Here is a 19,793-nt window from a genome sequence, read left to right as displayed (position 1 = left end):
CACCAATCGGGATTACCAAATTCGTATCACGAATTATTGATGACTTGATAAATATGTATACTTAAACGCATGGACATCACAAGCGTCGACGACGCACAGTAATACCGCCGAAGGGACCGCTTCTTCCAAACGGCCGTTCGATATATTATACATATGTGATATACAGAAGCCGTGCGCGCGGCAGAGATAAAATGCATCGCGCCCTGACGCTGCCAGCAGAGCCGGCAGCGTCGACGTTTTCAGGTCAGGTGGTTTCGGCGTTCTTCGGCTTGGTCGAGCCGATCATCTTCCAGTTCTTGTAGAACATCGAATTGATGCGCTCGACGCTGACCGAGACAACCGCGAGCATGCCGGCAATGAGTCTCGGGAACGGGGACGGCCTGATGATGTCCATGAACACGCAGTAGCGGCGGCCGTCATATTCGTTGACCGAACGGTGCAACAGCGTGTCGTCGAAAATGAACTGCGGATTGTCGTACCAGTAGTTCTTGACGTTGCCGCATTCGACGAAGATTTCCGCTTTCACGGGGATCAGGTTGTAGAGGATACGCAGGCTGAGCCGCAGCGGGCCGAAATGCCAGGAAGTCGATTCGCGCTTGCTGAAGACCGAAACGGCGATGGTCTTGATGTATTTGAAATCCTTGTTGAACTCGGCGACGTTGTCGATCCGGTGCTTGCCGTACCACTGGTAGACATACATGCCACGCCGGCCGGCGCCGAAATTGGCGTCGATGTCGGCGATGATCTCATCCTTGCGCGCCTTGAAGATGTCCAGGACCTCATTGACCTCGCGCTGATAATCCTCCGGAAACTGCTCCAGCTTCCACACGCCGGGATTCCGGTAGCAGAGCAGATCGACCAGCAGGTTGAACGGCGACAAGAGCCAGGTGAACAGGCCGTTGCCGAGGAAGTAGCCTGAGAACAGCGCCAGATCCTTCCTGTCGTTGCGCAGCACGTCAATCAGGCCGCAGACGATGAAGATCGTCGTCAGAATGGGGATAAAGTAGAAGCCAAGGGCGAGAAGCGGGATGGCGATGGCGAATTTGCGAAGGGATTTGCGAAGGGCTTTTGTCATTTTTCCACGCGCGGAGCGCGATCCTGTTGCGAATGAGTGTGCCAAATCTCGGCAACGACCACCGCCCGGTCGTGCGCCTTGATAAGGTTTTTTGGGTCGCCGCACAACGCCACGACATCGTGGCCCGGCAGTTGCCTGGTGGAATTTACCAGCCGTCGGTCAATGCACCGCTGGCAAGCTGAGCTCGTCCCATTTCTCCCTGGCCACGGGATCGCCGACCAGGAACTCAAAGCCGATGACGCTTTCGCCGTCCCGCGCGAGCTGGCATTTGAACTTCAGACCATACCAGTTTTTGCGACTGCGGAAAGCCGCGCCGTCCGCGGTGATCGCGGTGCCGCTGATCTTCTCCTCGGCCGTTGCATAAGGCACGACGCGTTCCGGCTCAAAGTCCGCGCGCCATCGCTGGATCTGGTCCATGGCCTCGAGATTGCACAATTGCACCATGCGTTCATCGGAAGCGAAGGTCGCGAGATCTGCGCGCGCCTGCCGGCTGCGCGGATCGGCGAGCGTCTTGGCCGACAGCATTTCGGTCGGCCGAATCATGGTCGGCGCGGTGGGTGGTGTAGATCGAGGAGCGCTCGGCGTTGGCGTTGGTGCGGGCGCTTGTGCCTCGGGTGCTGAAGGCGGTGCTGGCGCCGGCGGCGGCCTTGTCGAGGCCTCGAACTGCTGGGGTGTCAGAATGTCGACCGACACCCGTTCCTCGTCCAGCCGCTTCGGCCGCTTTGGCAGCGGCATGAGCGCCAGCATCGCAGCCAGCAGGGCGTGGAGAGCAACCGAGGTTGAGATGCCCCATGGCGAGGCCTCGCTTCGAAGCGTGACGACCGCCGGGCCGCGCAATCCTATTATTCCCGTTCCTTGCGCAGCTTCGCCCAATAGTCGAGCCGCTTCCTGATGTCGCGCTCGAAACCACGCTCAGGCGGATCGTAGAAGGTCTGGCGGCCAATCTTCTCCGGAAAATAGTCCTGGCCCGAAAAGGCGTCAGGCTCATCATGATCGTAGCGATAGCCGGCGCCGTAATCCTCTTCCTTCATCAGCTTGGTCGGCGCGTTGAGGATATGCTTCGGCGGCAGCAGCGAGCCATGCTGCTTGGCTGCCTGCGTGGCCGCCTTGAAGGCGGTGTAGACGGCATTGGATTTGGGCGCGGTCGCGAGATAGACGGTGGCCTCGGCAAAGGCGAGTTCGCCTTCCGGAGAGCCCAGATAGTCGTAGGCGTCCTTGGCGGCATTGGCGACGACCAGCGCCTGCGGATCGGCTAGGCCGATGTCTTCCATCGCCATGCGCACCAGCCGGCGGCCGAGATAGAGCGGATCCTCGCCGGCGTCGAACATGCGGGCGAGATAGTAGAGTGCCGCGTCGGGATCGGAACCGCGCACCGATTTGTGCAGCGCCGAGATCAGATTGTAGTGCCCGTCCTGGCCCTTGTCGTAGATCGGCGCACGGCGCTGGACGATGCGCTGCAGCCCCTCGGGATCGAATATCTCGCCGGGCTTGGCGGCGCGCCAGACTTCCTCGGCGAGGGTCAGCGATGCGCGACCGTCGCCGTCGCTCATGCGGATCAGCATGGCGCGGGCCTCGTCGTCGAGCGGCAGCGCCCTGCCCTCCGTCTCCTCCGCCCGCACCATCAGCTTGGCTATGCTCTCCTCGCCGAGCGAATGGAAAACCATGACGCGCGCGCGCGATAACAGAGCCGCGTTGAGCTCGAAGGACGGGTTTTCGGTCGTGGCGCCGACTAGGACCACTGTTCCATCCTCCATGACAGGAAGAAAGGAATCCTGCTGTGCGCGGTTGAAGCGATGGATCTCGTCGACGAAAAGCAGGGTCTGGCGGCCGTTGGCGCGGCGCAGCTTGGCCGTCTCGAACACTTTCTTCAGGTCGGCAACGCCGGAAAACACCGCCGAAATCTGCTCGAAGGCAAGGCTGGTCTCGCCGGCGAGCAGCCTTGCCACCGTGGTCTTGCCGGTGCCCGGCGGCCCCCAGAAAATCATCGAGCCGAGTGAGCCCGAGCCGATCAGCCGCGTCAGCGCGCCATCGGGGCCGGTCAGATGCTCCTGGCCGACGACCTCGCCTAGATTTCTCGGCCGCAGCCTGTCGGCCAGCGGCCGCCCGGGCGGCGCCTTTTCCGGTTCATCGACACTGAACAGATCGGCCATGTACTTCTTTTGGTTTGGAGCGCGATCCCTTCAGATCGAACTCAATAACGCAACACCTGGCGCAGTATCTGCCCGCCGCGCTCGACGGTAAAGCGCCACCAGCGCGTATCCTGCTGGGCGACCTGCGCCAGTGTCGCGGCGGTATCGATGGTGGTGCCGTTGACCTCGCGCACGATGTCGCCCGGCAGGAAGCCGAAATCGGCGGCCGGCGAATCGCGGTTGATATCGATCACCGTCACGCCCTTGAGATCGGTGCGCAGGCCAAGCTTCTGGGCAAGGCGCGGCGACAATTCCGCAACCTTGGCGCCCGAGAACGGGCTGCGGCCATGCAGCGTCACTTCCGAGGCTTTCGCACCTTCGGGCGCGCGCTCCAGCGCGATGTCCATGGCCGCTTGCTGGCCCTTGGTCAGGATCGCGAAATTCGCCTTGGTGCCGATCGACAGCGTCGCCATGCGATAGTCCAGCGCCTCGATGCTCTCGACCGGCTTGCCGTTGATCTGCAGCACGACATCGCCCGCTTTCAGCCCGGCCTTTCCGGCAGGACCGGCGGCATCGACCGAAGACACCAACGCACCGGTCGGCTTTTCCATGCCGAGCGATTCGGCGATCTGCGGCGTTACCGCCTCGAACTCGGCGCCGATATAGGGGCGTTCGAAGAAATCGAGGCCGGCCTTGGCCGCATCGGCGAAAGCCCGCACCATGTTGGCGGGAATGGCAAAGCCGATGCCGATCGAACCGCCGCTGCGGCTGTAGATGGCGGTGTTGATGCCGACCAGCTGGCCGCCCATGTTGATCAGCGCGCCGCCGGAATTGCCGGGATTGATCGCCGCGTCGGTCTGGATGAAATAGCCCGAATCCGAGACGCCGATATGGCTGCGGGCAAGCGCCGAGACGATGCCGCTGGTGGTGGTCTGGCCGACGCCGAAGGGGTTGCCGATGGCCAGCACTAGGTCGCCGACCTCAAGCGCGTCGGAATCACCAATGGCGATGACGGGGAACGGCTTGTCGGATTCGATCTTGAGCACTGCAAGATCGAGCGTCTCATCCTTGAGCATCACCTTGCTGGTGAATTCGCGCCCGTCGGCGGTCGCCACCTTGACCTCGTCGGCATCCTTGATGACATGGAAATTGGTGACGATGACACCGCTCGGATCGACAAGCACGCCCGAGCCGAGCGAGGACTGCGCGCGCGGCTGGGCACGGCCGAAAAACTCCTCGAAGAACGGATCGCCTTCAAAAGGCGATGTGACCTTGGCCGTCTGCGAGGCATAGACATTGACCACGGCCGGCGCCGTCTGCTTGACCAGGGGCGCGAACGAAAGCTGCACCTCCTCGCGGCCGAACGGCACGCGCTTGTCAGGCCCCGAGGTGGCGTTCTCGCCTTCGACGCCATGCAACAGATCGGTCAACACATCGGATAGACCGGGATCGGCGGGCTTTGCGGCGTCTTCGGCCAGCGCCTGCCGGACTGCCGGTGCGGCTGCGAACACCATGAAGGCGCAGAGCAGAACAAGGGACAGTCTTTTGGCGCGCATTAGCGAATCCTCCAAGGCAAGTTCGGGCGCATTGTCCCGACGATTGTGCAAAATGAAAGGCTAAGCCGCTGAAATCCGATTATTTTCGCGCCGGCAGATCGTTTAGGTCACGCCTCGGCGCGCGCAGAACATGAAAAAGGGGCCCGCAGGCCCCTTCAATTCATTCCGGAAAGACGTGGCGTTATGCGGCCGCGGCTTCCGTGTCGGTGCCTTCGGCTTCGAGGCGAGCGCGGTCGGCGGCGCCCTTGGCATCCGTGTCGCGATCGACGAACTCGATGACGGCCATCGCGGCGTTGTCGCCGTGACGGAAGCCTGCCTTCATGATGCGCAGATAGCCGCCGTTGCGGTTGGCGTAGCGTGGGGCGATGGTGTCGAACAGGCGCTTGACGACGCCTTCATTGCCGATCTGCGCGATCACCTGGCGGCGGGCGTGCAGGTCGCCGCGCTTGCCGAGCGTCACCAGCTTCTCGACGATCGGACGCAGGTCCTTCGCCTTCGGCAGGGTGGTGACGATCTGCTCGTGCTCGAGCAGCGACACGGCGAGGTTGGCGAACATCGACTTGCGATGGCTAATGCTTCGGGCGAAGCGGCGGCCTTTGAAACCGTGGCGCATGGCTCTTTTCCTTCTTCAGTTATTCAAGAGGCCAAGGCCTCTGATGGTTTTCCGCATGACCGTCGGATCGAGCGGCGTACGCCGCCGATCCTTGGAATTCATGCTCAATATTGATCTTCGTAACGCTTGGCGAGGTCTTCGATGTTTTCCGGCGGCCAGTCCGGCACTTCCATGCCGAGGTGCAGGCCCATCGCCGCGAGCACTTCCTTGATTTCGTTCAGCGACTTGCGGCCGAAGTTCGGGGTGCGCAGCATCTCGGCTTCGGTCTTCTGGATGAGATCGCCGATGTAGACGATGTTGTCGTTCTTCAGGCAGTTGGCCGAACGCACCGAAAGCTCGAGTTCGTCGACCTTCTTGAGCAGCGCCGGGTTGAAGGCGAGCTCGGTGACGGCTTCGGCGGCGACTTCCTTCTGCGGCTCGTCGAAGTTGACGAACAGGCCAAGCTGGTCCTGCAGGATGCGAGCGGCGAAAGCCACCGCGTCCTCGCCCGAGATCGAACCGTCGGTCTCGATGGTCATGGTCAGCTTGTCATAGTCGAGAACCTGGCCCTCGCGGGTGTTCTCGACCTTGTAGGAGACCTTCTTGACCGGCGAATAGAGGCTGTCGACCGGGATCAGGCCGATCGGCGCGTCCTCGGCGCGGTTGCGCTCCGCCGGCACGTAGCCCTTGCCGGTGTCGACGGTGAATTCCATGCGGATTTCAGCGCCTTCGTCCAGCGTGCAGATGACGTGATCGGGGTTGAGGATCTCGACATCGCCAACCGTCTGGATGTCGCCGGCGAGAACCGCACCCGGTCCCTGCTTGCGCACGACCATGCGCTTGGGGCCATCGCCTTCCATGCGGATGGCGATTTCCTTGATGTTCAAGACGATGTCGGTCACGTCCTCGCGCACGCCGGCGATGGACGAGAATTCATGCAGAACGCCGTCGATCTGCACGGCGGTCACGGCCGCACCGCGCAGCGAAGACAGAAGCACGCGGCGCAGCGCGTTGCCGAGGGTGAGACCAAAGCCACGCTCGAGCGGCTCGGCGACCAGCGTGGTCAGCGTCTTCTTCTTCGACGAGAACTCGATCTTGTTCGGCTTGATCAGTTCCTGCCAATTTTTCTGGATCATGATGCTTTCCTTCCGTTGACCCGCCACCATCCAATCGTGGCGGGCGACCTGGAATACCACGGAGGAACGCCCCTATGAGCGTTCGCGCGGCGTTCGGTAATTTCTTAGACGCGGCGCTTCTTGCGCGGGCGGCAGCCATTGTGCGGGATCGGCGTCACATCACGGATCGAGGTGATGGTGAAGCCGGCCGCCTGCAGGGCGCGCAGCGCCGATTCGCGGCCCGAGCCAGGTCCGCAGACCTCGACTTCGAGCATGCGCATGCCGTGTTCCTGGGCCTTCTTGGCGACGTCCTCGGCAGCCATCTGGGCGGCGAAGGGGGTCGACTTGCGCGAACCCTTGAAGCCCTGGGCACCGGCCGACGACCAGGCAATCGAATTGCCCTGCGCGTCGGTGATGGTGATCATCGTGTTGTTGAAGGTCGAATTGACGTGGGCAACGCCCGACGAGATATTCTTGCGTTCGCGACGGCGAACACGAGCGGCTTCCTTGGCCATGGTATTCCTTTCAGTTGATCTCTACACCGCCGTAATGCCAGCGGCTCCACCTGGAAAGCGAGTAGTGAGTTGGTGAGTAGTGACGAGACGCAGGCGTTGACGCTGCTTCTCACTACTCACCACCGACTACTTCAAATTACTTCTTCTTACCGGCGATCGACTTGGCCGGACCCTTGCGGGTGCGTGCATTGGTGTGCGTACGCTGGCCGCGGACCGGCAGCGAGCGACGGTGACGCAGGCCGCGGTAGCAGCCGAGGTCCATGAGACGCTTGATGTTCATCGACACTTCGCGGCGCAGGTCGCCTTCGACCTGATAGTCACGGTCGATGGTCTCGCGGATCTGCAAGACTTCCGCGTCGGTCAGCTGGTTGACGCGACGCTCGGCCGGGATGCCGACCTTGTCGACGATCTCCTGGGCGAACTTCTTGCCAATTCCGTGAATGTACTGAAGCGCGATGACGACGCGCTTGTTGGTCGGAATGTTGACGCCGGCTATACGAGCCATGTTCTTTCCTTCTCCATGTGGGCCGACCAACCTTTCAAACAAGGCAGGCCTGGCGCTGTCAAAGTTGCCCCGCGTCCGGTGGAGGCCGGCCCTTGCGGGAGTTTCCAGTTCAAAGCGACTGCCTTGCCCTTGCGGACAAGCAAAGTTCGCACCTGATAGGAAGACGGGCCGCCATACCGCAGCGGGCCGCCCCCGTCAAGCCTAATCTTTAAATTCCCTTACAGCGCCTCGGCGGCCGCCATGAGCAGGGCCTCGATCTCGGCGGTCACCGCGTCGATGCTGGCCATGCCGTCGACCGTCTTGAGCTTGCCTTTGGCATAATAATAGCCGGTCAGCGGAGCGGTCTTCTTGTAGTACTCGCGCAGGCGTTCCTCGAACACCGCGGGATTGTCATCCTTGCGCACCGGTTGCCCGGCGGCCTTGGCGTCCTCGGCGCGCTTGACGATGCGGCCGACCAGGGCCCTGTCGTCGACGACCAGTTCGATGACCGTGTCGAGACCGATGCCACGCTGCGAAAGCATCGATTCAACCGCATCGGCCTGCACCAGTGTGCGCGGGTAGCCGTCGAGGATGAATCCCTTGGCGCAGTCGGCCTGGTCGATCCGCTCGGCGACGATGGCGTTGACGATGGCGTCGGACACCAGTTCACCGGCATCCATCACCGCCTTGGCACGCTTGCCGACTTCCGAACCGGCCTGGACGGCGGCACGCAGCATGTCTCCCGTCGAGAGCTGGGGTATGCCGTGTTTGTCTACCAGTCTTTGTGCTTGTGTCCCCTTGCCCGCCCCTGGCGGCCCAAGCAAAATCAACCTCATCTGGCTTTCTTCCCCCCGCGCAGCTTCGACTTCTTGATCAGGCCTTCATACTGGTGCGCGATCAAGTGGCCCTGAATCTGCGCAACCGTATCGAGCGTGACACTGACCACGATCAGAAGCGATGTGCCACCAAGGTAGAATGGTACGCCAGTCGCCGAGATCAGGAACTCCGGCAGCAGGCACACCAGCACCAGATAGATGGCGCCGACGACGGTGATGCGGGTGAGAACGTAATCGATGTAATCGGCGGTGCGCTCGCCCGGACGATAGCCCGGGATGAAGCCCGAATGCTTCTTGAGCTGATCGGCGGTGTCCTTCGGGTTGAAGACAATCGCTGTGTAGAAGAAGGCGAAGAACACGATCATCGCCGCGTAGAACGCCATGTAGAGCGGCTGGCCATGGCCGAGCGAGGCCAGGATGGTGCTCGCCCAGGCGGGCATGTTTGTGGTCTGCGAGAAGCCGGCGACTGTGGCCGGCAGCAGGAGCAGCGACGAAGCGAAGATCGGCGGGATGACGCCCGACGTGTTGAGCTTCAGCGGCAGATGCGAGGTGTCGCCCTGGAACATGCGGTTGCCGACCTGGCGCTTCGGATACTGGATCAGCAGGCGGCGCTGCGCGCGCTCGAAGAACACGATGAGCGCAATGACGACGATGGCCAGGACGATGATCGCCAGGATGAGGCCGGTCGACAGGGCGCCGGTGCGGCCAAGCTCCAGCGTGCCGGAAATGGCGCGCGGCAGGCCGGCGACAATCCCGGAGAATATGATCAGCGAAATGCCGTTGCCGATGCCGCGGGCGGTGATCTGCTCACCGAGCCACATCAGGAACATGGTGCCACCGACCAGCGTGACCACGGTCGAGATGCGGAAGAACATGCCGGGATCATTGACGATGCCGTTCCCGTTCTCAAGCCCCACCGAAATGCCATAGGCCTGCACGAGTGCCAAAAGCACGGTGCCGTAGCGCGTGTACTGGTTGATGACCTTGCGGCCCTGTTCGCCTTCTTTCTTCAGCGCTTCCAGCGACGGGATGACCGAGGTCATCAGCTGCATGATGATGGAGGCGGAGATGTAAGGCATGATGCCAAGCGCGAAGATCGCCATGCGCTGCACGGCGCCGCCGGCGAACATGTTGAACATGCCAAGCACGCCCTTGCTCTGCGAGGAGAAGGCCTGGGCGAAGGCGTCGGGGTTGATTCCGGGAAGCGGAATGTAGGTGCCGAGGCGGTAGACGAGCAACGCGCCAATGGTGAACCAGATGCGTTTCTTCAGGTCCTCCGCCTTGGCGAAGGCCGAGAAATTCAGATTCGAGGCTAGTTGTTCAGCAGCCGAAGCCATGCCTGATTCTCCGCTTGGTAACGCTTGATGGCCCGTGAGGTCAGGCGGTGCGTTTCACCGAAGCTCACGAGATAAGCTCCGGGCTCTAAACATGCAAGCGGCCGCGTTGACGCGGCCGCTTAATTGAGCAGATCAAAGCGCAATCGTGAGCAAAAACGGGATCCCACTCTTGCCGATCGCGCTTCAAATTGCCGTTACTCGGCAGCTGCCTTTTCCGGCAACTTGACCGAGCCGCCGGCCTTTTCGATCTTCTCGATCGCCGCCTTGGAAGCACCGGCGACGTCGAAGGCAAGCTTGGCCTTCAGTTCACCATCGGACAGTACGCGCACGCCATCCTTGACGCGGCGGATGACGCCGGCGGCGACAAGCGCCTCGGCCGTCACGGTTGCCTTGGCGTCGAGCTTCTTGGCGTCGACGGCTTCCTGGATACGGGCCAGCGACACGACGACGAAGCTCTTGGCGAAGATGTTGTTGAAGCCACGCTTCGGCAGGCGCCGGTAGAGCGGCATCTGGCCACCCTCGAAGCCGTTGACGGCGACGCCGGAGCGCGCCTTCTGACCCTTGACGCCGCGACCGGCGGTCTTGCCCGAGCCGGAACCGATGCCGCGGCCGAGACGCTTCTTGGAATGCGTCGCGCCGTCCTTGTCACGCAGATCGTTGAGTTTCATCTGAGTTCTCCTGCGCTTTGGCTCAGCCCTCGTCCACGACGCGGACGAGATGCTGAACGGCGGCGATCATGCCGCGCACGGAAGGCGTATCTTCCAGCGTGCGCTGCTTGTGCATCTTGTTGAGGCCGAGGCCGACCAGCGTCGCGCGCTGCTCCTTCGGACGGCGGATCGGCGAACCGATCTGCTCAACGGTGATGGTCTTGGTTGCTTTCTTGGCCATGGTCAAAATCCCTGGTCAGATCGACTATTCTTCAGCCGCAACGGCGGTGCCGCGGCGGGCCTGAAGGGTCGAATACTTGATGCCGCGAGCGGCAGCCACATCCTTGGGATGCATCTGGCTCTTCAGCGCGTCGAACGTGGCGCGAACCATGTTGTAGGGGTTCGACGAACCCATCGACTTGGCGACCACGTCATGCATGCCGAGCGTCTCGAAAACGGCGCGCATCGGGCCGCCGGCGATGATGCCGGTACCCTGCTTGGCGGCGCGCAGCAGAACGCGTCCGGCGCCCCAGCGTCCCTCGACGTCGTGATGCAGCGTACGGCCCGAGCGCAGCGGCACGAAGATCATGTCGCGCTTGGCCGATTCGGTTGCCTTGCGGATGGCTTCCGGCACTTCGCGTGCCTTGCCGTGACCAAAGCCGACGCGGCCCTTCTGGTCGCCGACAACGACGAGTGCGGCGAAGCCGAAGCGACGGCCACCCTTGACGACCTTGGCGACGCGATTGATGTGGACCAGCTTGTCCACCATGCCGTCGTCGCGCTCTTCGCGCTCGCGGCCGCGGCCGCCTTCCCTACGTTCCTGTGCCATATCCTGTTCCTTGTTCTTTTCCGGAAGCACGGGTTGCTGATTGCCGGCGCCGCTTTGGGTCGCCGACGGTGAAAGATTAGAAGCTCAGGCCGCCTTCGCGGGCAGCTTCAGCCAGCGCCTTGACGCGGCCGTGATAGATGTACGGGCCACGGTCGAAGACGACTTCCTTGACGCCGGCCTTGGTGGCGCGCTCGGCGATCAGCTTGCCGATCGCGGCGGCGGCTGCGGTGTCGGCGCCGGTCTTGAGCGAACCCTTGAGGTCCTTCTCGAGCGTCGAAGCGGCGGCGATGGTGTGGCCCTTGGCGTCGTCGATCACCTGGACGTAGATGTTCTTCGAGGTGCGGTGAACCGACAGACGCGGACGCTCGCCGGCGACCTTCCTGATCTGCCTGCGAACGCGCTGCGCACGGCGCTGCGTGGATTCCTTGGTACCCATGATGGTCTTCCTTGCCTTCAAAAAACGGGGGCCGCCCTGTGCGGTAGGCGAAAGCGCCTCCCGCGGCCGCTCCCCGCGGCGTTACACTTCCTTGGCTTGGTCCTTTCCGAAAAGCCTGCGACTTTTCAGGACCAGGTCCACTACTTCTTCTTGCCTTCCTTGCGGACGATCTTCTCGCCAGCATAGCGAACGCCCTTGCCCTTGTAGGGCTCCGGACCGCGATATTCGCGGATCTCGGCGGCGACCTGGCCAACCTGCTGCTTGTCGATGCCGGTCACGGTGATTTCCGTCGGCTTCGGCACAGCGATGGTGACACCGGCCGGCGTCTCATAGACGACGTCATGGCTGAAGCCAAGAGCCAGCTGCAGGTTCTTGCCCTGCATGGCGGCGCGATAGCCGACGCCGGTGATCTCGAGCTTCTTCTCGAAGCCGTCCTTGACGCCATGCAGGATGTTGACGATCTGCGTGCGCGACATGCCCCACTTGGAGCGGGCGGTCTTGGTCTGGTCGCGCGGCTGGACAGCGATCTCGCTGCCTTCCATCTTGACCAGGACTTCGTCGTTCACCACGAACTTCAGCTCGCCCTTGGGGCCCTTCGCCGTCACGGTCTGGCCGTTGACGGTCGCGGTCACGCCCTGCGGCAGCGAAACGGGTTTCTTTCCAATACGAGACATTTTGTTGTCCTCGTCACTTCTCTTGTTTCAGGTCTCTGTCTTCGGAACGATCCGAAGACCGGATTCCAATTTGCGGTCGCTGCCAGATCAGAAGATCTGGCAGAGGATCTCGCCGCCGACGTTCTGTTCGCGGGCTTCGTGATCGGCCATCACACCCTTCGGCGTCGAAAGGATGGCGATGCCGAGGCCGTTGGCGACGTGCGGGATCGACTTGGCCGAGACGTAAACGCGGCGGCCCGGCTTCGAGACGCGGGCGATTTCGCGCACGACCGGCGCGCCGTCGAAATACTTCAGCTCGATTTCAATCTCGGACTTGCCGTTATCGAAGTCGGTCTGGCTGTAGTCGCGGATATAGCCTTCAGCCTTCAGCACGTCGAGGACGCGGGTGCGCAGACGCGAGGCCGGCGTCGAGACGCTCGACTTCTTGCGGCCGTAGGCGTTGCGGATGCGGGTCAGCATATCGCCGAGAGGATCGCTCAATGACATGTTATGTCCTCCTTACCAACTCGACTTGACCAGGCCCGGGATCTGGCCGTTGTTGCCGAGATCACGAAGCGCGATGCGCGATACTTTGAGCTTGCGATAGTAGGCACGCGGACGGCCGGTGACTTCGCAGCGGTTGCGGATGCGGATCTTGGCCGAGTTGCGCGGCAGGGCAGCAAGCTTGAGCTGAGCGCGGAAGCGCTCCTCCATCGGCTTGGACTGATCCATGATGATCGCCTTCAGGGCAGCGCGCTTGGGACCGTACTGGTCGGCAAGCTTGCGGCGCCTGTTGTTCTTCTCGACTGAGCTGGTCTTTGCCATTTCAGATTTTTCCTTTTCTCGCTGCCGTTACTGGCGGAAGGGGAAGTTGAAAGCCTTGAGCAATGCCCTGGCTTCGTCGTCCGTCTTCGCAGTCGTACAAACGATGACGTCCATGCCCCAGATCTGATCAACCTTGTCGTAGTTGATCTCCGGGAACACGATGTGCTCCTTGATGCCCATGGCGTAATTGCCACGGCCATCGAAGCTCTTGGGGTTCAGTCCGCGGAAGTCGCGGACGCGCGGCAGCGCGATGTTCACGAGGCGGTCGAGGAACTCGTACATGCGTTCCTTGCGCAGCGTGACCTTGGCGCCGATCGGCATGTTCTCGCGGACCTTGAAGCCGGCGATCGAATTGCGGGCGCGGGTGACGACGGCCTTCTGGCCGGCGATCAGCGCCAGGTCTTCGGCCGCGACCGAGGGTTTCTTCGAATCGGCGGTCGCTTCGCCGACACCCATGTTCAGGACGATCTTGTCGAGGCGCGGAACCTGCATGTCGTTGTCGTAGCCGAACTGCTCCTGCAGCGCCTTGCGGATGGTCTCGTTGTAGACCTGCTTCAGACGCGGCGTGTTGGTGGCAGTCGCCTGCTTGCTTTGAGCCTTAGCCATTGATGACTTCTCCCGAGCGCTTGGCGACGCGCACCTTCTTGCCGTCCTTCTGGAAGATGAAACCGACGCGGGTCGGCTTGCCATCCTTGGGGTCGGCCAGCGCGATGTTCGACAGCTGGATCGGCGCTTCCTTGGTGATGATCCCGCCCTCTTGGGACTGGGTCTGCTTCTGGTGACGACGGATCATGTTGACGCCGCGCACCAGCGCGGTGTCATCCTTCGGCTGAACCGAGAGGACTTCGCCCGAACGGCCCTTGTGCTTGCCGGCCAGCACGACGACCTTGTCGCCTTTTCTAATCTTTTGCATTGGTCCGGCTCCTTACAGCACTTCAGGCGCGAGCGAGATGATCTTCATGTGGTTCTTGGCGCGGAGTTCGCGCGGAACCGGTCCGAAGATACGCGTGCCGATCGGCTCTTTCTTGTTGTCGACGAGAACGGCCGCGTTCTTGTCGAAACGGATCACGCTGCCGTCCGGGCGGCGGATGTCCTTGGCCGTGCGTACCACGACCGCCTTCATCACATCGCCCTTCTTAACGCGGCCGCGCGGAATGGCTTCCTTGATGGACACCACGATGATGTCGCCCACGGAAGCGTATTTCCGCTTCGAGCCGCCCAGCACCTTGATGCACATGACACGACGCGCGCCGGAATTATCCGCCACGTCGAGGTTTGTTTGCATCTGAATCATGACTGGCCGCCTTCTTCTTTTCTAACGGGACGGGCTCGAAGCCCCTCCCCGGTCTGTCCAAAATTCGTTGTTTACGCCCAGAGGTCAGGCTTGGTCCGAAGACACGACGATCCAGCGCTTGTCCTTGGAAATCGGCTTCGATTCCTGGATGAACACCTGATCGCCAACCTTGTGGGCGTTGTTCTCGTCGTGCGCCTTGTACTTCTTGGTCATGCGCACGGTCTTCTTCATCACGGGATGCGTGAAGCGCCGTTCGACCTTGACGACAACCGTCTTCTCGTTCTTGTCGCTGACGACGGTGCCCTGCAGAATGCGCTTTGGCATGGTTTTCGTCCTTAAGCCTTCTTGGCCGCGGACTTTTCCGCAGCGATGGTCTTGATACGCGCAATGTCCTTACGAACCTGCCTCACGCGCGCGGTCTTCTCGAGCTGGCCGGTGGCCTTCTGGAAGCGCAGGTTGAACTGCTCCTTCTTCAGGCTGGCCAAGTCGTCGGTCAGCTGGTCCTGGGTCTTGGTCCGGATGTCTTCGGCTTTCATGATCAGCCCGTCCTTATTCTGCGATGCGCTGTACGAAGCGCGTCCTGACCGAGAGCTTGGCCGCGCCGAGACGCAGCGCCTCACGGGCGGTTTCTTCACTGACGCCGTCGATCTCGAACATGATGCGGCCCGGCTTGACGCGCGCCGCCCAGTAGTCGACGGCCCCCTTGCCCTTGCCCATGCGGACTTCGGTCGGCTTCGACGTGACCGGCAGATCCGGGAAAATACGGATCCAGACACGGCCAGCACGCTTCATTTCACGAGTGATCGCGCGGCGGGCCGCCTCGATCTCACGCGCGGTGACGCGGTTCGGCTCAAGCGCCTTCAGCCCGAAACCACCGAAATCCAGGTTGGTGCCGCCCTTTGCGGTACCATGGATACGGCCCTTGAACTGCTTGCGGAACTTTGTGCGCTTTGGCTGCAGCATCGTTCTAACTCCAAATTCCTAAATGTCTCAGGCGTTTTCGCGACGACGACCGCGTTCGCGATCACCACCACCGCCATGCGCAGCATCACCCTCGGTCGCGCGACGTTCCGAAGCCATCGGGTCGTGCTCGAGGATCTCGCCCTTGAATACCCAGACCTTGACGCCGCAGATGCCGTACGCCGTATGCGCTTCGGCCGTGCCGTAGTCGACATCGGCGCGCAGCGTGTGCAGCGGCACGCGGCCTTCGCGGTACCACTCCATGCGGGCGATTTCGGCGCCGCCGAGACGGCCCGAGCAGTTGATGCGGATGCCTTCGGCACCGAGGCGCATCGCCGACTGCACGGCGCGCTTCATGGCGCGGCGGAACGCGATGCGGCGCTCGAGCTGCTGGGCGATCGACTGGGCGACCAGGGTCGCGTCGATTTCCGGCTTGCGCACTTCGACGATGTTGAGGTGCGTCTCGGACTTCGTCATCTCCATCAGCTTCTTGCGAAGCTTCTCGATGTCGGCGCCCTTCTTGCCGATGATCAGACCCGGGCGCGCGGCATGGATGGTGACGCGGCACTTCTTGTGCGGGCGCTCGATCACGACCTTGGAGATCGCGGCCTGCTTGAGTTCCTTCTCAAGATACTTGCGGATCTTGATGTCCTCATGCAGCAGCTTGCCGTACTCGCCGGTGTTCGCGAACCAGCGCGAATCCCAGGTGCGGTTGATGCCGAGGCGAAGACCGATCGGATTGACTTTCTGGCCCATTATGCGGCCTCCCCTTTTTCTTCGACTTCACGAACGACGATCGTGAGGTGCGAGAACGGCTTCTCGATGCGGCTGGCGCGACCACGGCCACGAGCGTGGAACCGCTTCATGACGATCGACTTGCCGACATAGGCTTCCGCCACGATCAGCGCATCGACGTCGAGGTCGTGGTTGTTTTCCGCGTTGGCAATCGCCGATTCCAGCGTCTTCTTGACCGTGCCGGAAATCCGCTTGGCCGAGAATTCGAGATCGGAAAGCGCTGTCGCGACCTTCTTGCCGCGGATCAGCGCGGCAACGAGGTTCAGCTTCTGCGGGCTGATACGGATCGTGCGCAACACGGCGCGCGCTTCGTTGTCAGCAAGCCTGCGCGGAGCTTTGGCCTTGCCCATGATTATTTCCTCTTCGCCTTCTTATCCGCGCCGTGACCGTAATAGGTCCGCGTCGGAGCGAATTCACCGAACTTATGACCGACCATGTCCTCGTTCACCGAGACGGGAACATGCTTCTGGCCGTTGTAGACACCGAAGGTGAAGCCGACGAACTGCGGCAGGATGGTGGAGCGACGGCTCCACATCTTGATCACCTCATTGCGACCACCTTCACGAACCTTGTCCACCTTCTTGAGAAGGTAGCCGTCGATGAAGGGGCCTTTCCAAATAGAACGAGTCACTTGGCGTTACCTCTTCTTAGCTCTTGCGCTGATGGCGCGAGCGCAGGATGAACTTGTCGGTCGCCTTGTTGGACCGCGTCTTCTTGCCCTTGGTCGGCTTTCCCCACGGGCTGACCGGATGACGGCCACCGGAGGTGCGGCCTTCACCACCGCCGTGCGGATGGTCGACCGGGTTCATGGTCACGCCGCGATTGTGCGGACGCTTGCCGCGCCAAACCGTGCGGCCGGCCTTGCCGTCGTTGATGTTGCCGTGGTCGGGGTTCGACACGGCACCGACGGTGGCCATGCAGGAGCCGTGAACGACACGCTGCTCGCCCGAGTTGAGGCGCAGGATCGCCATACCCTGGTCGCGACCGACGAGCTGGGCGTAACCGCCGGCCGAACGGGCGACCTGGGCGCCCTTGCCCGGCTTCAGCTCGATGTTGTGGACGATCGTGCCGACCGGCATCGAGGCCAGCGGCATCGCATTGCCCGGCTTCACGTCGACCGCTTCGCCAGCCACGATCTTGTCGCCGGCGGCAAGGCGCTGCGGGGCGATGATGTAGGATAGCTCACCATCGTCGTACTTGATCAGCGCGATGAAGGCGGTGCGGTTCGGATCGTATTCAATGCGCTCGACCGTGCCGACGACGTCGAACTTGCGGCGCTTGAAGTCGATGATGCGGTACGAACGCTTGTGACCACCGCCGATGAAGCGGGCGGTGATGCGGCCGTAATTGTTGCGGCCGCCCGACTTGGTCAGGCCCTCGGTCAGACCCTTGACGGGCTTGCCCTTGTAGAGGCCCGAGCGGTCGACGATGACCAGCTGGCGGGTGCTCGGCGTTACCGGGTTGAATTTTTTCAGTGCCATTGTTCTGTCCTCGCGGCCTTGCTCAGAGACCCGTCGCGACGTCGATCGACTGGCCGTCGGCCAGCGTCACAATCGCCTTCTTGACGTCGCTCTGGCGGCCGATCGTGCCGCGGAAGCGCTTGATCTTGCCCTTGCGGACAAGCGTGTTCACGGCCATCACCTTGACGCCGAACAGCGCTTCGACGGCGGCCTTGATTTCCGGCTTCGACGCCTTCTTGGCGACGTTGAAGACGACCTGGTTCTGCTCGGAAGCCATGGTCGACTTTTCGGTGATCGCCGGGCTGACGATCACGTCGTAGTGACGAAGGTCGGTCATTTAAAGCGCTCCTCGAGAGCCTCGACGGCGGCCTTGGAAAGGACCAGCGTGCCGCGGCGCAGAATGTCGTAGACGTTGATGCCCTGGATGGGCAGCACGTCGATGTTGGGAATGTTGGTCGCGGCCAGCTTGAAGTTCTTGTCAAGCTCGGCGCCACCGATCACCAGGGCGTTGCTCAGGCCCAGCGTCGCGAAATTCGCGATCAGCGCCTTGGTCTTGGCCTCGGTCAGCTTCAGCTCGTCGATGACGATGATCGACGCGCTCTTGGCCTTGGCCGAGAGAGCGTGCTTCAAGCCCAGGGCGCGCACCTTCTTCGGCAGATCGTGCTCGTGGCTGCGAACGACCGGGCCGTGGGCCTTGCCGCCGCCGCGGAACTGCGGAGCGCGTGCCGAATGGTGACGGGCGCGGCCCGTACCCTTCTGCTTGTACATCTTGGCGCCGGTGCGCGCGATTTCGGCGCGGCCCTTGGCCTTGTGCGTGCCCTGCTGCTTCTTGGCAAGCTGCCAGCGCACGACGCGCTGCAGGATGTCCTCGCGCGGATCAAGGCCGAAAATCTCCTCGGAGAGTTTCACCTTGCCGGCGTCCTTGCCGCCAAGCGTTGTGATCTTGAGATCCATTATTCCGCTCCTTCTGTGGCCGGAGCCTCGTTCTTAGCAGCACTTCCTGCTGCAACTGGGCGGATCGCGGCGGGCTTCGGCGCATTGGCCGGCAGTGCCACCTTGGCCGCATCGCGGACCAGGATCCAGGCGCCCTTCGACCCGGGAACCGCTCCGCGGATCAGGATCAGGCCGCGGTCGGCATCGGTCGAGACGATCTCGACATTTTGCGTCGTCACGCGGGTGTCGCCCATGTGGCCGGCCATCTTCTTGCCCTTGAACACCTTGCCGGGGTCCTGGCGCTGGCCGGTCGAACCGTGCGTACGGTGCGAGACCGAGTTACCGTGCGTTGCGCGACCACCACCCATGTGGTGACGCTTGATGACGCCCTGGAAACCCTTGCCGATCGTCGTGCCCGTCACATCGACCTTCTGGCCGGCGACGAAGTGCTCGACGGTGATCTCGGCGCCGACATCGATCATGTTGTCGGCCGAGACGCGGAACTCGGCAACCTTCGCCTTCGGCTCGACGGAAGCGGTCGCGAAATGGCCGCGCATCGCCTTCGACGTGTTCTTCACCTTGGCGAGGCCAACGCCGAGCTGAACGGCGGTGTAGCCATTCTTCTCCTGCGTGCGCTGCGCCACGACCTGGCAGTTCTCCATCTGGAGAACGGTGACGGGAACATGTTCCCCGGCATCGTTATAGATGCGGGTCATTCCCACCTTCTTTGCAATCACACCTGAACGCATCGGTTCAATTCCTTTAGAGTTCCGGGCCAGGGGCACCGCCCCTTACCGCGCTCTCATTCCCTTAGAGCTTGATCTCGACGTCGACGCCGGCGGCCAGATCGAGCTTCATCAAAGCATCGACGGTCTGCGGGGTCGGATCGACGATGTCGAGCAGACGCTTGTGCGTGCGCATCTCGAACTGCTCGCGGCTCTTCTTGTCGACGTGGGGCGACCGGTTCACCGTGAACTTTTCGATCCGCGTCGGCAGCGGAATGGGGCCGCGGACGTTTGCGCCGGTGCGCTTGGCCGTCGACACGATTTCCTTCGTCGAGGCGTCGAGCACGCGGTGATCAAACGCCTTCAGGCGGATGCGGATATTCTGTCCGTTCATGCGTCACTTCCTTGTTCTGGCGCGGCGCGGGCAACTTCCGCGCCCGCGACAGATCGGTTTAAGTCCAAATTACTCTTTGATGGTGACGACGATGCCGGCACCGACGGTGCGGCCGCCTTCACGGATGGCGAAGCGCAGCTTCTCTTCCATGGCGATCGGCACGATCAGCTCGACATCGACCGTGATGTTGTCGCCAGGCATCA

31 protein-coding genes and 1 pseudogene are annotated in these 19,793 nt (G+C 62.2%); all 32 read right to left on the bottom strand.

Translation table 11 applies throughout. The features are described 5' to 3' along the window. Positions 1–244 precede the first annotated feature (244 nt). On the bottom strand, positions 245–1,075 hold the full coding sequence (locus CK227_RS33450; RefSeq protein ID WP_095775801.1) for an aspartyl/asparaginyl beta-hydroxylase domain-containing protein: 831 nt from the start codon (positions 1,073–1,075) through the stop codon (positions 245–247). 159 nt (positions 1,076–1,234) lie between these two features. Further along, positions 1,235–1,912, bottom strand: coding sequence for a DUF930 domain-containing protein (locus CK227_RS37635; RefSeq protein ID WP_245318369.1), 678 nt, complete (start codon positions 1,910–1,912; stop codon positions 1,235–1,237). Positions 1,913–1,917: 5 nt separating this feature from the next. Next, a complete protein-coding gene (locus CK227_RS33440) occupies positions 1,918–3,225 on the bottom strand; it encodes a replication-associated recombination protein A (RefSeq protein WP_095775802.1) in 1,308 nt (435 codons plus the stop codon). A 41-nt stretch (positions 3,226–3,266) separates the two neighbouring features. Beyond that, positions 3,267–4,760 (bottom strand): DegQ family serine endoprotease, encoded by a 1,494-nt coding sequence (locus tag CK227_RS33435; protein ID WP_095775803.1) that lies wholly within the window; start codon positions 4,758–4,760, stop codon positions 3,267–3,269. A gap of 181 nt (positions 4,761–4,941) precedes the next feature. After that, a complete protein-coding gene (gene rplQ / locus CK227_RS33430; protein ID WP_095775804.1) occupies positions 4,942–5,373 on the bottom strand; it encodes a 50S ribosomal protein L17 in 432 nt (143 codons plus the stop codon). Between the two features lie 104 nt (positions 5,374–5,477). Continuing rightward, a complete protein-coding gene (locus CK227_RS33425) occupies positions 5,478–6,488 on the bottom strand; it encodes a DNA-directed RNA polymerase subunit alpha (protein ID WP_006205443.1) in 1,011 nt (336 codons plus the stop codon). 104 nt (positions 6,489–6,592) lie between these two features. Next, positions 6,593–6,982 carry a 30S ribosomal protein S11 gene (gene rpsK, locus CK227_RS33420; RefSeq protein ID WP_006205444.1) on the bottom strand — a complete coding sequence of 130 codons (390 nt, stop codon included), beginning with the start codon at positions 6,980–6,982 and terminating at the stop codon, positions 6,593–6,595. A gap of 136 nt (positions 6,983–7,118) precedes the next feature. Next, positions 7,119–7,487, bottom strand: coding sequence for a 30S ribosomal protein S13 (gene rpsM / locus CK227_RS33415; RefSeq protein ID WP_006205445.1), 369 nt, complete (start codon positions 7,485–7,487; stop codon positions 7,119–7,121). A gap of 218 nt (positions 7,488–7,705) precedes the next feature. After that, positions 7,706–8,302 carry an adenylate kinase gene (locus CK227_RS33410; RefSeq protein ID WP_095775805.1) on the bottom strand — a complete coding sequence of 199 codons (597 nt, stop codon included), beginning with the start codon at positions 8,300–8,302 and terminating at the stop codon, positions 7,706–7,708. After that, on the bottom strand, positions 8,299–9,639 hold the full coding sequence (gene secY / locus CK227_RS33405) for a preprotein translocase subunit SecY (protein WP_095775806.1): 1,341 nt from the start codon (positions 9,637–9,639) through the stop codon (positions 8,299–8,301). The genes CK227_RS33410 and secY overlap by 4 nt, the downstream gene beginning before the upstream one ends. Before the next feature lie 194 nt (positions 9,640–9,833). Beyond that, positions 9,834–10,307 (bottom strand): 50S ribosomal protein L15, encoded by a 474-nt coding sequence (gene rplO, locus CK227_RS33400; RefSeq protein WP_095775807.1) that lies wholly within the window; start codon positions 10,305–10,307, stop codon positions 9,834–9,836. 22 nt (positions 10,308–10,329) lie between these two features. Continuing rightward, positions 10,330–10,527, bottom strand: coding sequence for a 50S ribosomal protein L30 (rpmD, locus tag CK227_RS33395; protein ID WP_006205449.1), 198 nt, complete (start codon positions 10,525–10,527; stop codon positions 10,330–10,332). 24 nt (positions 10,528–10,551) lie between these two features. Further along, positions 10,552–11,115, bottom strand: coding sequence for a 30S ribosomal protein S5 (rpsE, locus tag CK227_RS33390; protein WP_032933400.1), 564 nt, complete (start codon positions 11,113–11,115; stop codon positions 10,552–10,554). A gap of 76 nt (positions 11,116–11,191) precedes the next feature. Then, on the bottom strand, positions 11,192–11,551 hold the full coding sequence (gene rplR, locus CK227_RS33385) for a 50S ribosomal protein L18 (protein ID WP_010909284.1): 360 nt from the start codon (positions 11,549–11,551) through the stop codon (positions 11,192–11,194). 140 nt (positions 11,552–11,691) lie between these two features. After that, complete coding sequence (gene rplF / locus CK227_RS33380; protein WP_010909283.1) at positions 11,692–12,225, bottom strand: 50S ribosomal protein L6; 534 nt, start codon at positions 12,223–12,225, stop codon at positions 11,692–11,694. A gap of 87 nt (positions 12,226–12,312) precedes the next feature. Beyond that, the gene (gene rpsH, locus CK227_RS33375) at positions 12,313–12,711 is read right to left on the bottom strand and encodes a 30S ribosomal protein S8 (protein WP_006205453.1); all 399 of its coding nucleotides are present in this window, start codon (positions 12,709–12,711) and stop codon (positions 12,313–12,315) included. Positions 12,712–12,723: 12 nt separating this feature from the next. After that, positions 12,724–13,029: a 30S ribosomal protein S14 gene (gene rpsN / locus CK227_RS33370; RefSeq protein WP_010909282.1), complete on the bottom strand. Its 306-nt coding sequence runs from the start codon at positions 13,027–13,029 to the stop codon at positions 12,724–12,726. A 27-nt stretch (positions 13,030–13,056) separates the two neighbouring features. Then, a complete protein-coding gene (gene rplE / locus CK227_RS33365; protein WP_010909281.1) occupies positions 13,057–13,635 on the bottom strand; it encodes a 50S ribosomal protein L5 in 579 nt (192 codons plus the stop codon). Further along, positions 13,628–13,942 (bottom strand): 50S ribosomal protein L24, encoded by a 315-nt coding sequence (rplX, locus tag CK227_RS33360; RefSeq protein ID WP_095775808.1) that lies wholly within the window; start codon positions 13,940–13,942, stop codon positions 13,628–13,630. The genes rplE and rplX overlap by 8 nt, the downstream gene beginning before the upstream one ends. Before the next feature lie 12 nt (positions 13,943–13,954). Beyond that, entirely contained in the window at positions 13,955–14,323 is a 369-nt protein-coding gene (gene rplN, locus CK227_RS33355; RefSeq protein ID WP_006205457.1) for a 50S ribosomal protein L14, read from the bottom strand. 84 nt (positions 14,324–14,407) lie between these two features. Next, complete coding sequence (rpsQ, locus tag CK227_RS33350; RefSeq protein WP_010909280.1) at positions 14,408–14,647, bottom strand: 30S ribosomal protein S17; 240 nt, start codon at positions 14,645–14,647, stop codon at positions 14,408–14,410. Between the two features lie 11 nt (positions 14,648–14,658). Then, positions 14,659–14,859 (bottom strand): 50S ribosomal protein L29, encoded by a 201-nt coding sequence (rpmC, locus tag CK227_RS33345; protein WP_006205459.1) that lies wholly within the window; start codon positions 14,857–14,859, stop codon positions 14,659–14,661. A 13-nt stretch (positions 14,860–14,872) separates the two neighbouring features. Continuing rightward, positions 14,873–15,286 carry a 50S ribosomal protein L16 gene (gene rplP / locus CK227_RS33340; protein ID WP_010909279.1) on the bottom strand — a complete coding sequence of 138 codons (414 nt, stop codon included), beginning with the start codon at positions 15,284–15,286 and terminating at the stop codon, positions 14,873–14,875. Between the two features lie 27 nt (positions 15,287–15,313). After that, a complete protein-coding gene (gene rpsC / locus CK227_RS33335) occupies positions 15,314–16,039 on the bottom strand; it encodes a 30S ribosomal protein S3 (protein ID WP_027028840.1) in 726 nt (241 codons plus the stop codon). Further along, positions 16,039–16,428 (bottom strand): 50S ribosomal protein L22, encoded by a 390-nt coding sequence (gene rplV / locus CK227_RS33330; RefSeq protein WP_006205462.1) that lies wholly within the window; start codon positions 16,426–16,428, stop codon positions 16,039–16,041. Before rplV ends, rpsC begins: the two co-directional genes overlap by 1 nt. Before the next feature lie 2 nt (positions 16,429–16,430). Beyond that, on the bottom strand, positions 16,431–16,709 hold the full coding sequence (gene rpsS, locus CK227_RS33325) for a 30S ribosomal protein S19 (protein WP_006205463.1): 279 nt from the start codon (positions 16,707–16,709) through the stop codon (positions 16,431–16,433). A gap of 16 nt (positions 16,710–16,725) precedes the next feature. Further along, entirely contained in the window at positions 16,726–17,559 is an 834-nt protein-coding gene (gene rplB, locus CK227_RS33320) for a 50S ribosomal protein L2 (RefSeq protein WP_095775809.1), read from the bottom strand. Positions 17,560–17,581: 22 nt separating this feature from the next. After that, the gene (locus CK227_RS33315) at positions 17,582–17,875 is read right to left on the bottom strand and encodes a 50S ribosomal protein L23 (RefSeq protein ID WP_010909275.1); all 294 of its coding nucleotides are present in this window, start codon (positions 17,873–17,875) and stop codon (positions 17,582–17,584) included. Continuing rightward, positions 17,872–18,492 (bottom strand): 50S ribosomal protein L4, encoded by a 621-nt coding sequence (gene rplD / locus CK227_RS33310; protein WP_019857964.1) that lies wholly within the window; start codon positions 18,490–18,492, stop codon positions 17,872–17,874. Before rplD ends, CK227_RS33315 begins: the two co-directional genes overlap by 4 nt. Next, the gene (gene rplC, locus CK227_RS33305) at positions 18,492–19,220 is read right to left on the bottom strand and encodes a 50S ribosomal protein L3 (protein WP_095775810.1); all 729 of its coding nucleotides are present in this window, start codon (positions 19,218–19,220) and stop codon (positions 18,492–18,494) included. Before rplC ends, rplD begins: the two co-directional genes overlap by 1 nt. 61 nt (positions 19,221–19,281) lie before the next feature. Continuing rightward, positions 19,282–19,590, bottom strand: a complete 309-nt coding sequence (gene rpsJ, locus CK227_RS33300) for a 30S ribosomal protein S10 (protein WP_010909272.1) — start codon at positions 19,588–19,590, stop codon at positions 19,282–19,284. Positions 19,591–19,659: 69 nt separating this feature from the next. Next, positions 19,660–19,793: pseudogene (gene tuf, locus CK227_RS33295) on the bottom strand (elongation factor Tu); the annotation flags it as partial.

The organism is Mesorhizobium sp. WSM4308, from assembly GCF_002294905.1.
Taxonomy (GTDB): domain Bacteria; phylum Pseudomonadota; class Alphaproteobacteria; order Rhizobiales; family Rhizobiaceae; genus Mesorhizobium.
The sequence above is the reverse complement of the archived record's forward strand: the minus strand, read 5'-3'. Positions and strand labels throughout refer to the sequence as shown.

What these genes read in the sequence shown, in the direction of transcription:
- CK227_RS33450 (WP_095775801.1), bottom strand. Translation starts at nt 1,075, where the DNA reads ATGACAAAAGCCCTTCGCAAATCCCTTCGCAAATTCGCCATCGCCATC.
- CK227_RS33440 (WP_095775802.1), bottom strand. Translation starts at nt 3,225, where the DNA reads ATGGCCGATCTGTTCAGTGTCGATGAACCGGAAAAGGCGCCGCCCGGG.
- CK227_RS33435 (WP_095775803.1), bottom strand. Translation starts at nt 4,760, where the DNA reads ATGCGCGCCAAAAGACTGTCCCTTGTTCTGCTCTGCGCCTTCATGGTG.
- rplQ (WP_095775804.1), bottom strand. Translation starts at nt 5,373, where the DNA reads ATGCGCCACGGTTTCAAAGGCCGCCGCTTCGCCCGAAGCATTAGCCAT.
- CK227_RS33425 (WP_006205443.1), bottom strand. Translation starts at nt 6,488, where the DNA reads ATGATCCAGAAAAATTGGCAGGAACTGATCAAGCCGAACAAGATCGAG.
- rpsK (WP_006205444.1), bottom strand. Translation starts at nt 6,982, where the DNA reads ATGGCCAAGGAAGCCGCTCGTGTTCGCCGTCGCGAACGCAAGAATATC.
- rpsM (WP_006205445.1), bottom strand. Translation starts at nt 7,487, where the DNA reads ATGGCTCGTATAGCCGGCGTCAACATTCCGACCAACAAGCGCGTCGTC.
- CK227_RS33410 (WP_095775805.1), bottom strand. Translation starts at nt 8,302, where the DNA reads ATGAGGTTGATTTTGCTTGGGCCGCCAGGGGCGGGCAAGGGGACACAA.
- secY (WP_095775806.1), bottom strand. Translation starts at nt 9,639, where the DNA reads ATGGCTTCGGCTGCTGAACAACTAGCCTCGAATCTGAATTTCTCGGCC.
- rplO (WP_095775807.1), bottom strand. Translation starts at nt 10,307, where the DNA reads ATGAAACTCAACGATCTGCGTGACAAGGACGGCGCGACGCATTCCAAG.
- rpmD (WP_006205449.1), bottom strand. Translation starts at nt 10,527, where the DNA reads ATGGCCAAGAAAGCAACCAAGACCATCACCGTTGAGCAGATCGGTTCG.
- rpsE (WP_032933400.1), bottom strand. Translation starts at nt 11,115, where the DNA reads ATGGCACAGGAACGTAGGGAAGGCGGCCGCGGCCGCGAGCGCGAAGAG.
- rplR (WP_010909284.1), bottom strand. Translation starts at nt 11,551, where the DNA reads ATGGGTACCAAGGAATCCACGCAGCGCCGTGCGCAGCGCGTTCGCAGG.
- rplF (WP_010909283.1), bottom strand. Translation starts at nt 12,225, where the DNA reads ATGTCTCGTATTGGAAAGAAACCCGTTTCGCTGCCGCAGGGCGTGACC.
- rpsH (WP_006205453.1), bottom strand. Translation starts at nt 12,711, where the DNA reads ATGTCATTGAGCGATCCTCTCGGCGATATGCTGACCCGCATCCGCAAC.
- rpsN (WP_010909282.1), bottom strand. Translation starts at nt 13,029, where the DNA reads ATGGCAAAGACCAGCTCAGTCGAGAAGAACAACAGGCGCCGCAAGCTT.
- rplE (WP_010909281.1), bottom strand. Translation starts at nt 13,635, where the DNA reads ATGGCTAAGGCTCAAAGCAAGCAGGCGACTGCCACCAACACGCCGCGT.
- rplX (WP_095775808.1), bottom strand. Translation starts at nt 13,942, where the DNA reads ATGCAAAAGATTAGAAAAGGCGACAAGGTCGTCGTGCTGGCCGGCAAG.
- rplN (WP_006205457.1), bottom strand. Translation starts at nt 14,323, where the DNA reads ATGATTCAGATGCAAACAAACCTCGACGTGGCGGATAATTCCGGCGCG.
- rpsQ (WP_010909280.1), bottom strand. Translation starts at nt 14,647, where the DNA reads ATGCCAAAGCGCATTCTGCAGGGCACCGTCGTCAGCGACAAGAACGAG.
- rpmC (WP_006205459.1), bottom strand. Translation starts at nt 14,859, where the DNA reads ATGAAAGCCGAAGACATCCGGACCAAGACCCAGGACCAGCTGACCGAC.
- rplP (WP_010909279.1), bottom strand. Translation starts at nt 15,286, where the DNA reads ATGCTGCAGCCAAAGCGCACAAAGTTCCGCAAGCAGTTCAAGGGCCGT.
- rpsC (WP_027028840.1), bottom strand. Translation starts at nt 16,039, where the DNA reads ATGGGCCAGAAAGTCAATCCGATCGGTCTTCGCCTCGGCATCAACCGC.
- rplV (WP_006205462.1), bottom strand. Translation starts at nt 16,428, where the DNA reads ATGGGCAAGGCCAAAGCTCCGCGCAGGCTTGCTGACAACGAAGCGCGC.
- rplB (WP_095775809.1), bottom strand. Translation starts at nt 17,559, where the DNA reads ATGGCACTGAAAAAATTCAACCCGGTAACGCCGAGCACCCGCCAGCTG.
- CK227_RS33315 (WP_010909275.1), bottom strand. Translation starts at nt 17,875, where the DNA reads ATGACCGACCTTCGTCACTACGACGTGATCGTCAGCCCGGCGATCACC.
- rplD (WP_019857964.1), bottom strand. Translation starts at nt 18,492, where the DNA reads ATGGATCTCAAGATCACAACGCTTGGCGGCAAGGACGCCGGCAAGGTG.
- rplC (WP_095775810.1), bottom strand. Translation starts at nt 19,220, where the DNA reads ATGCGTTCAGGTGTGATTGCAAAGAAGGTGGGAATGACCCGCATCTAT.
- rpsJ (WP_010909272.1), bottom strand. Translation starts at nt 19,590, where the DNA reads ATGAACGGACAGAATATCCGCATCCGCCTGAAGGCGTTTGATCACCGC.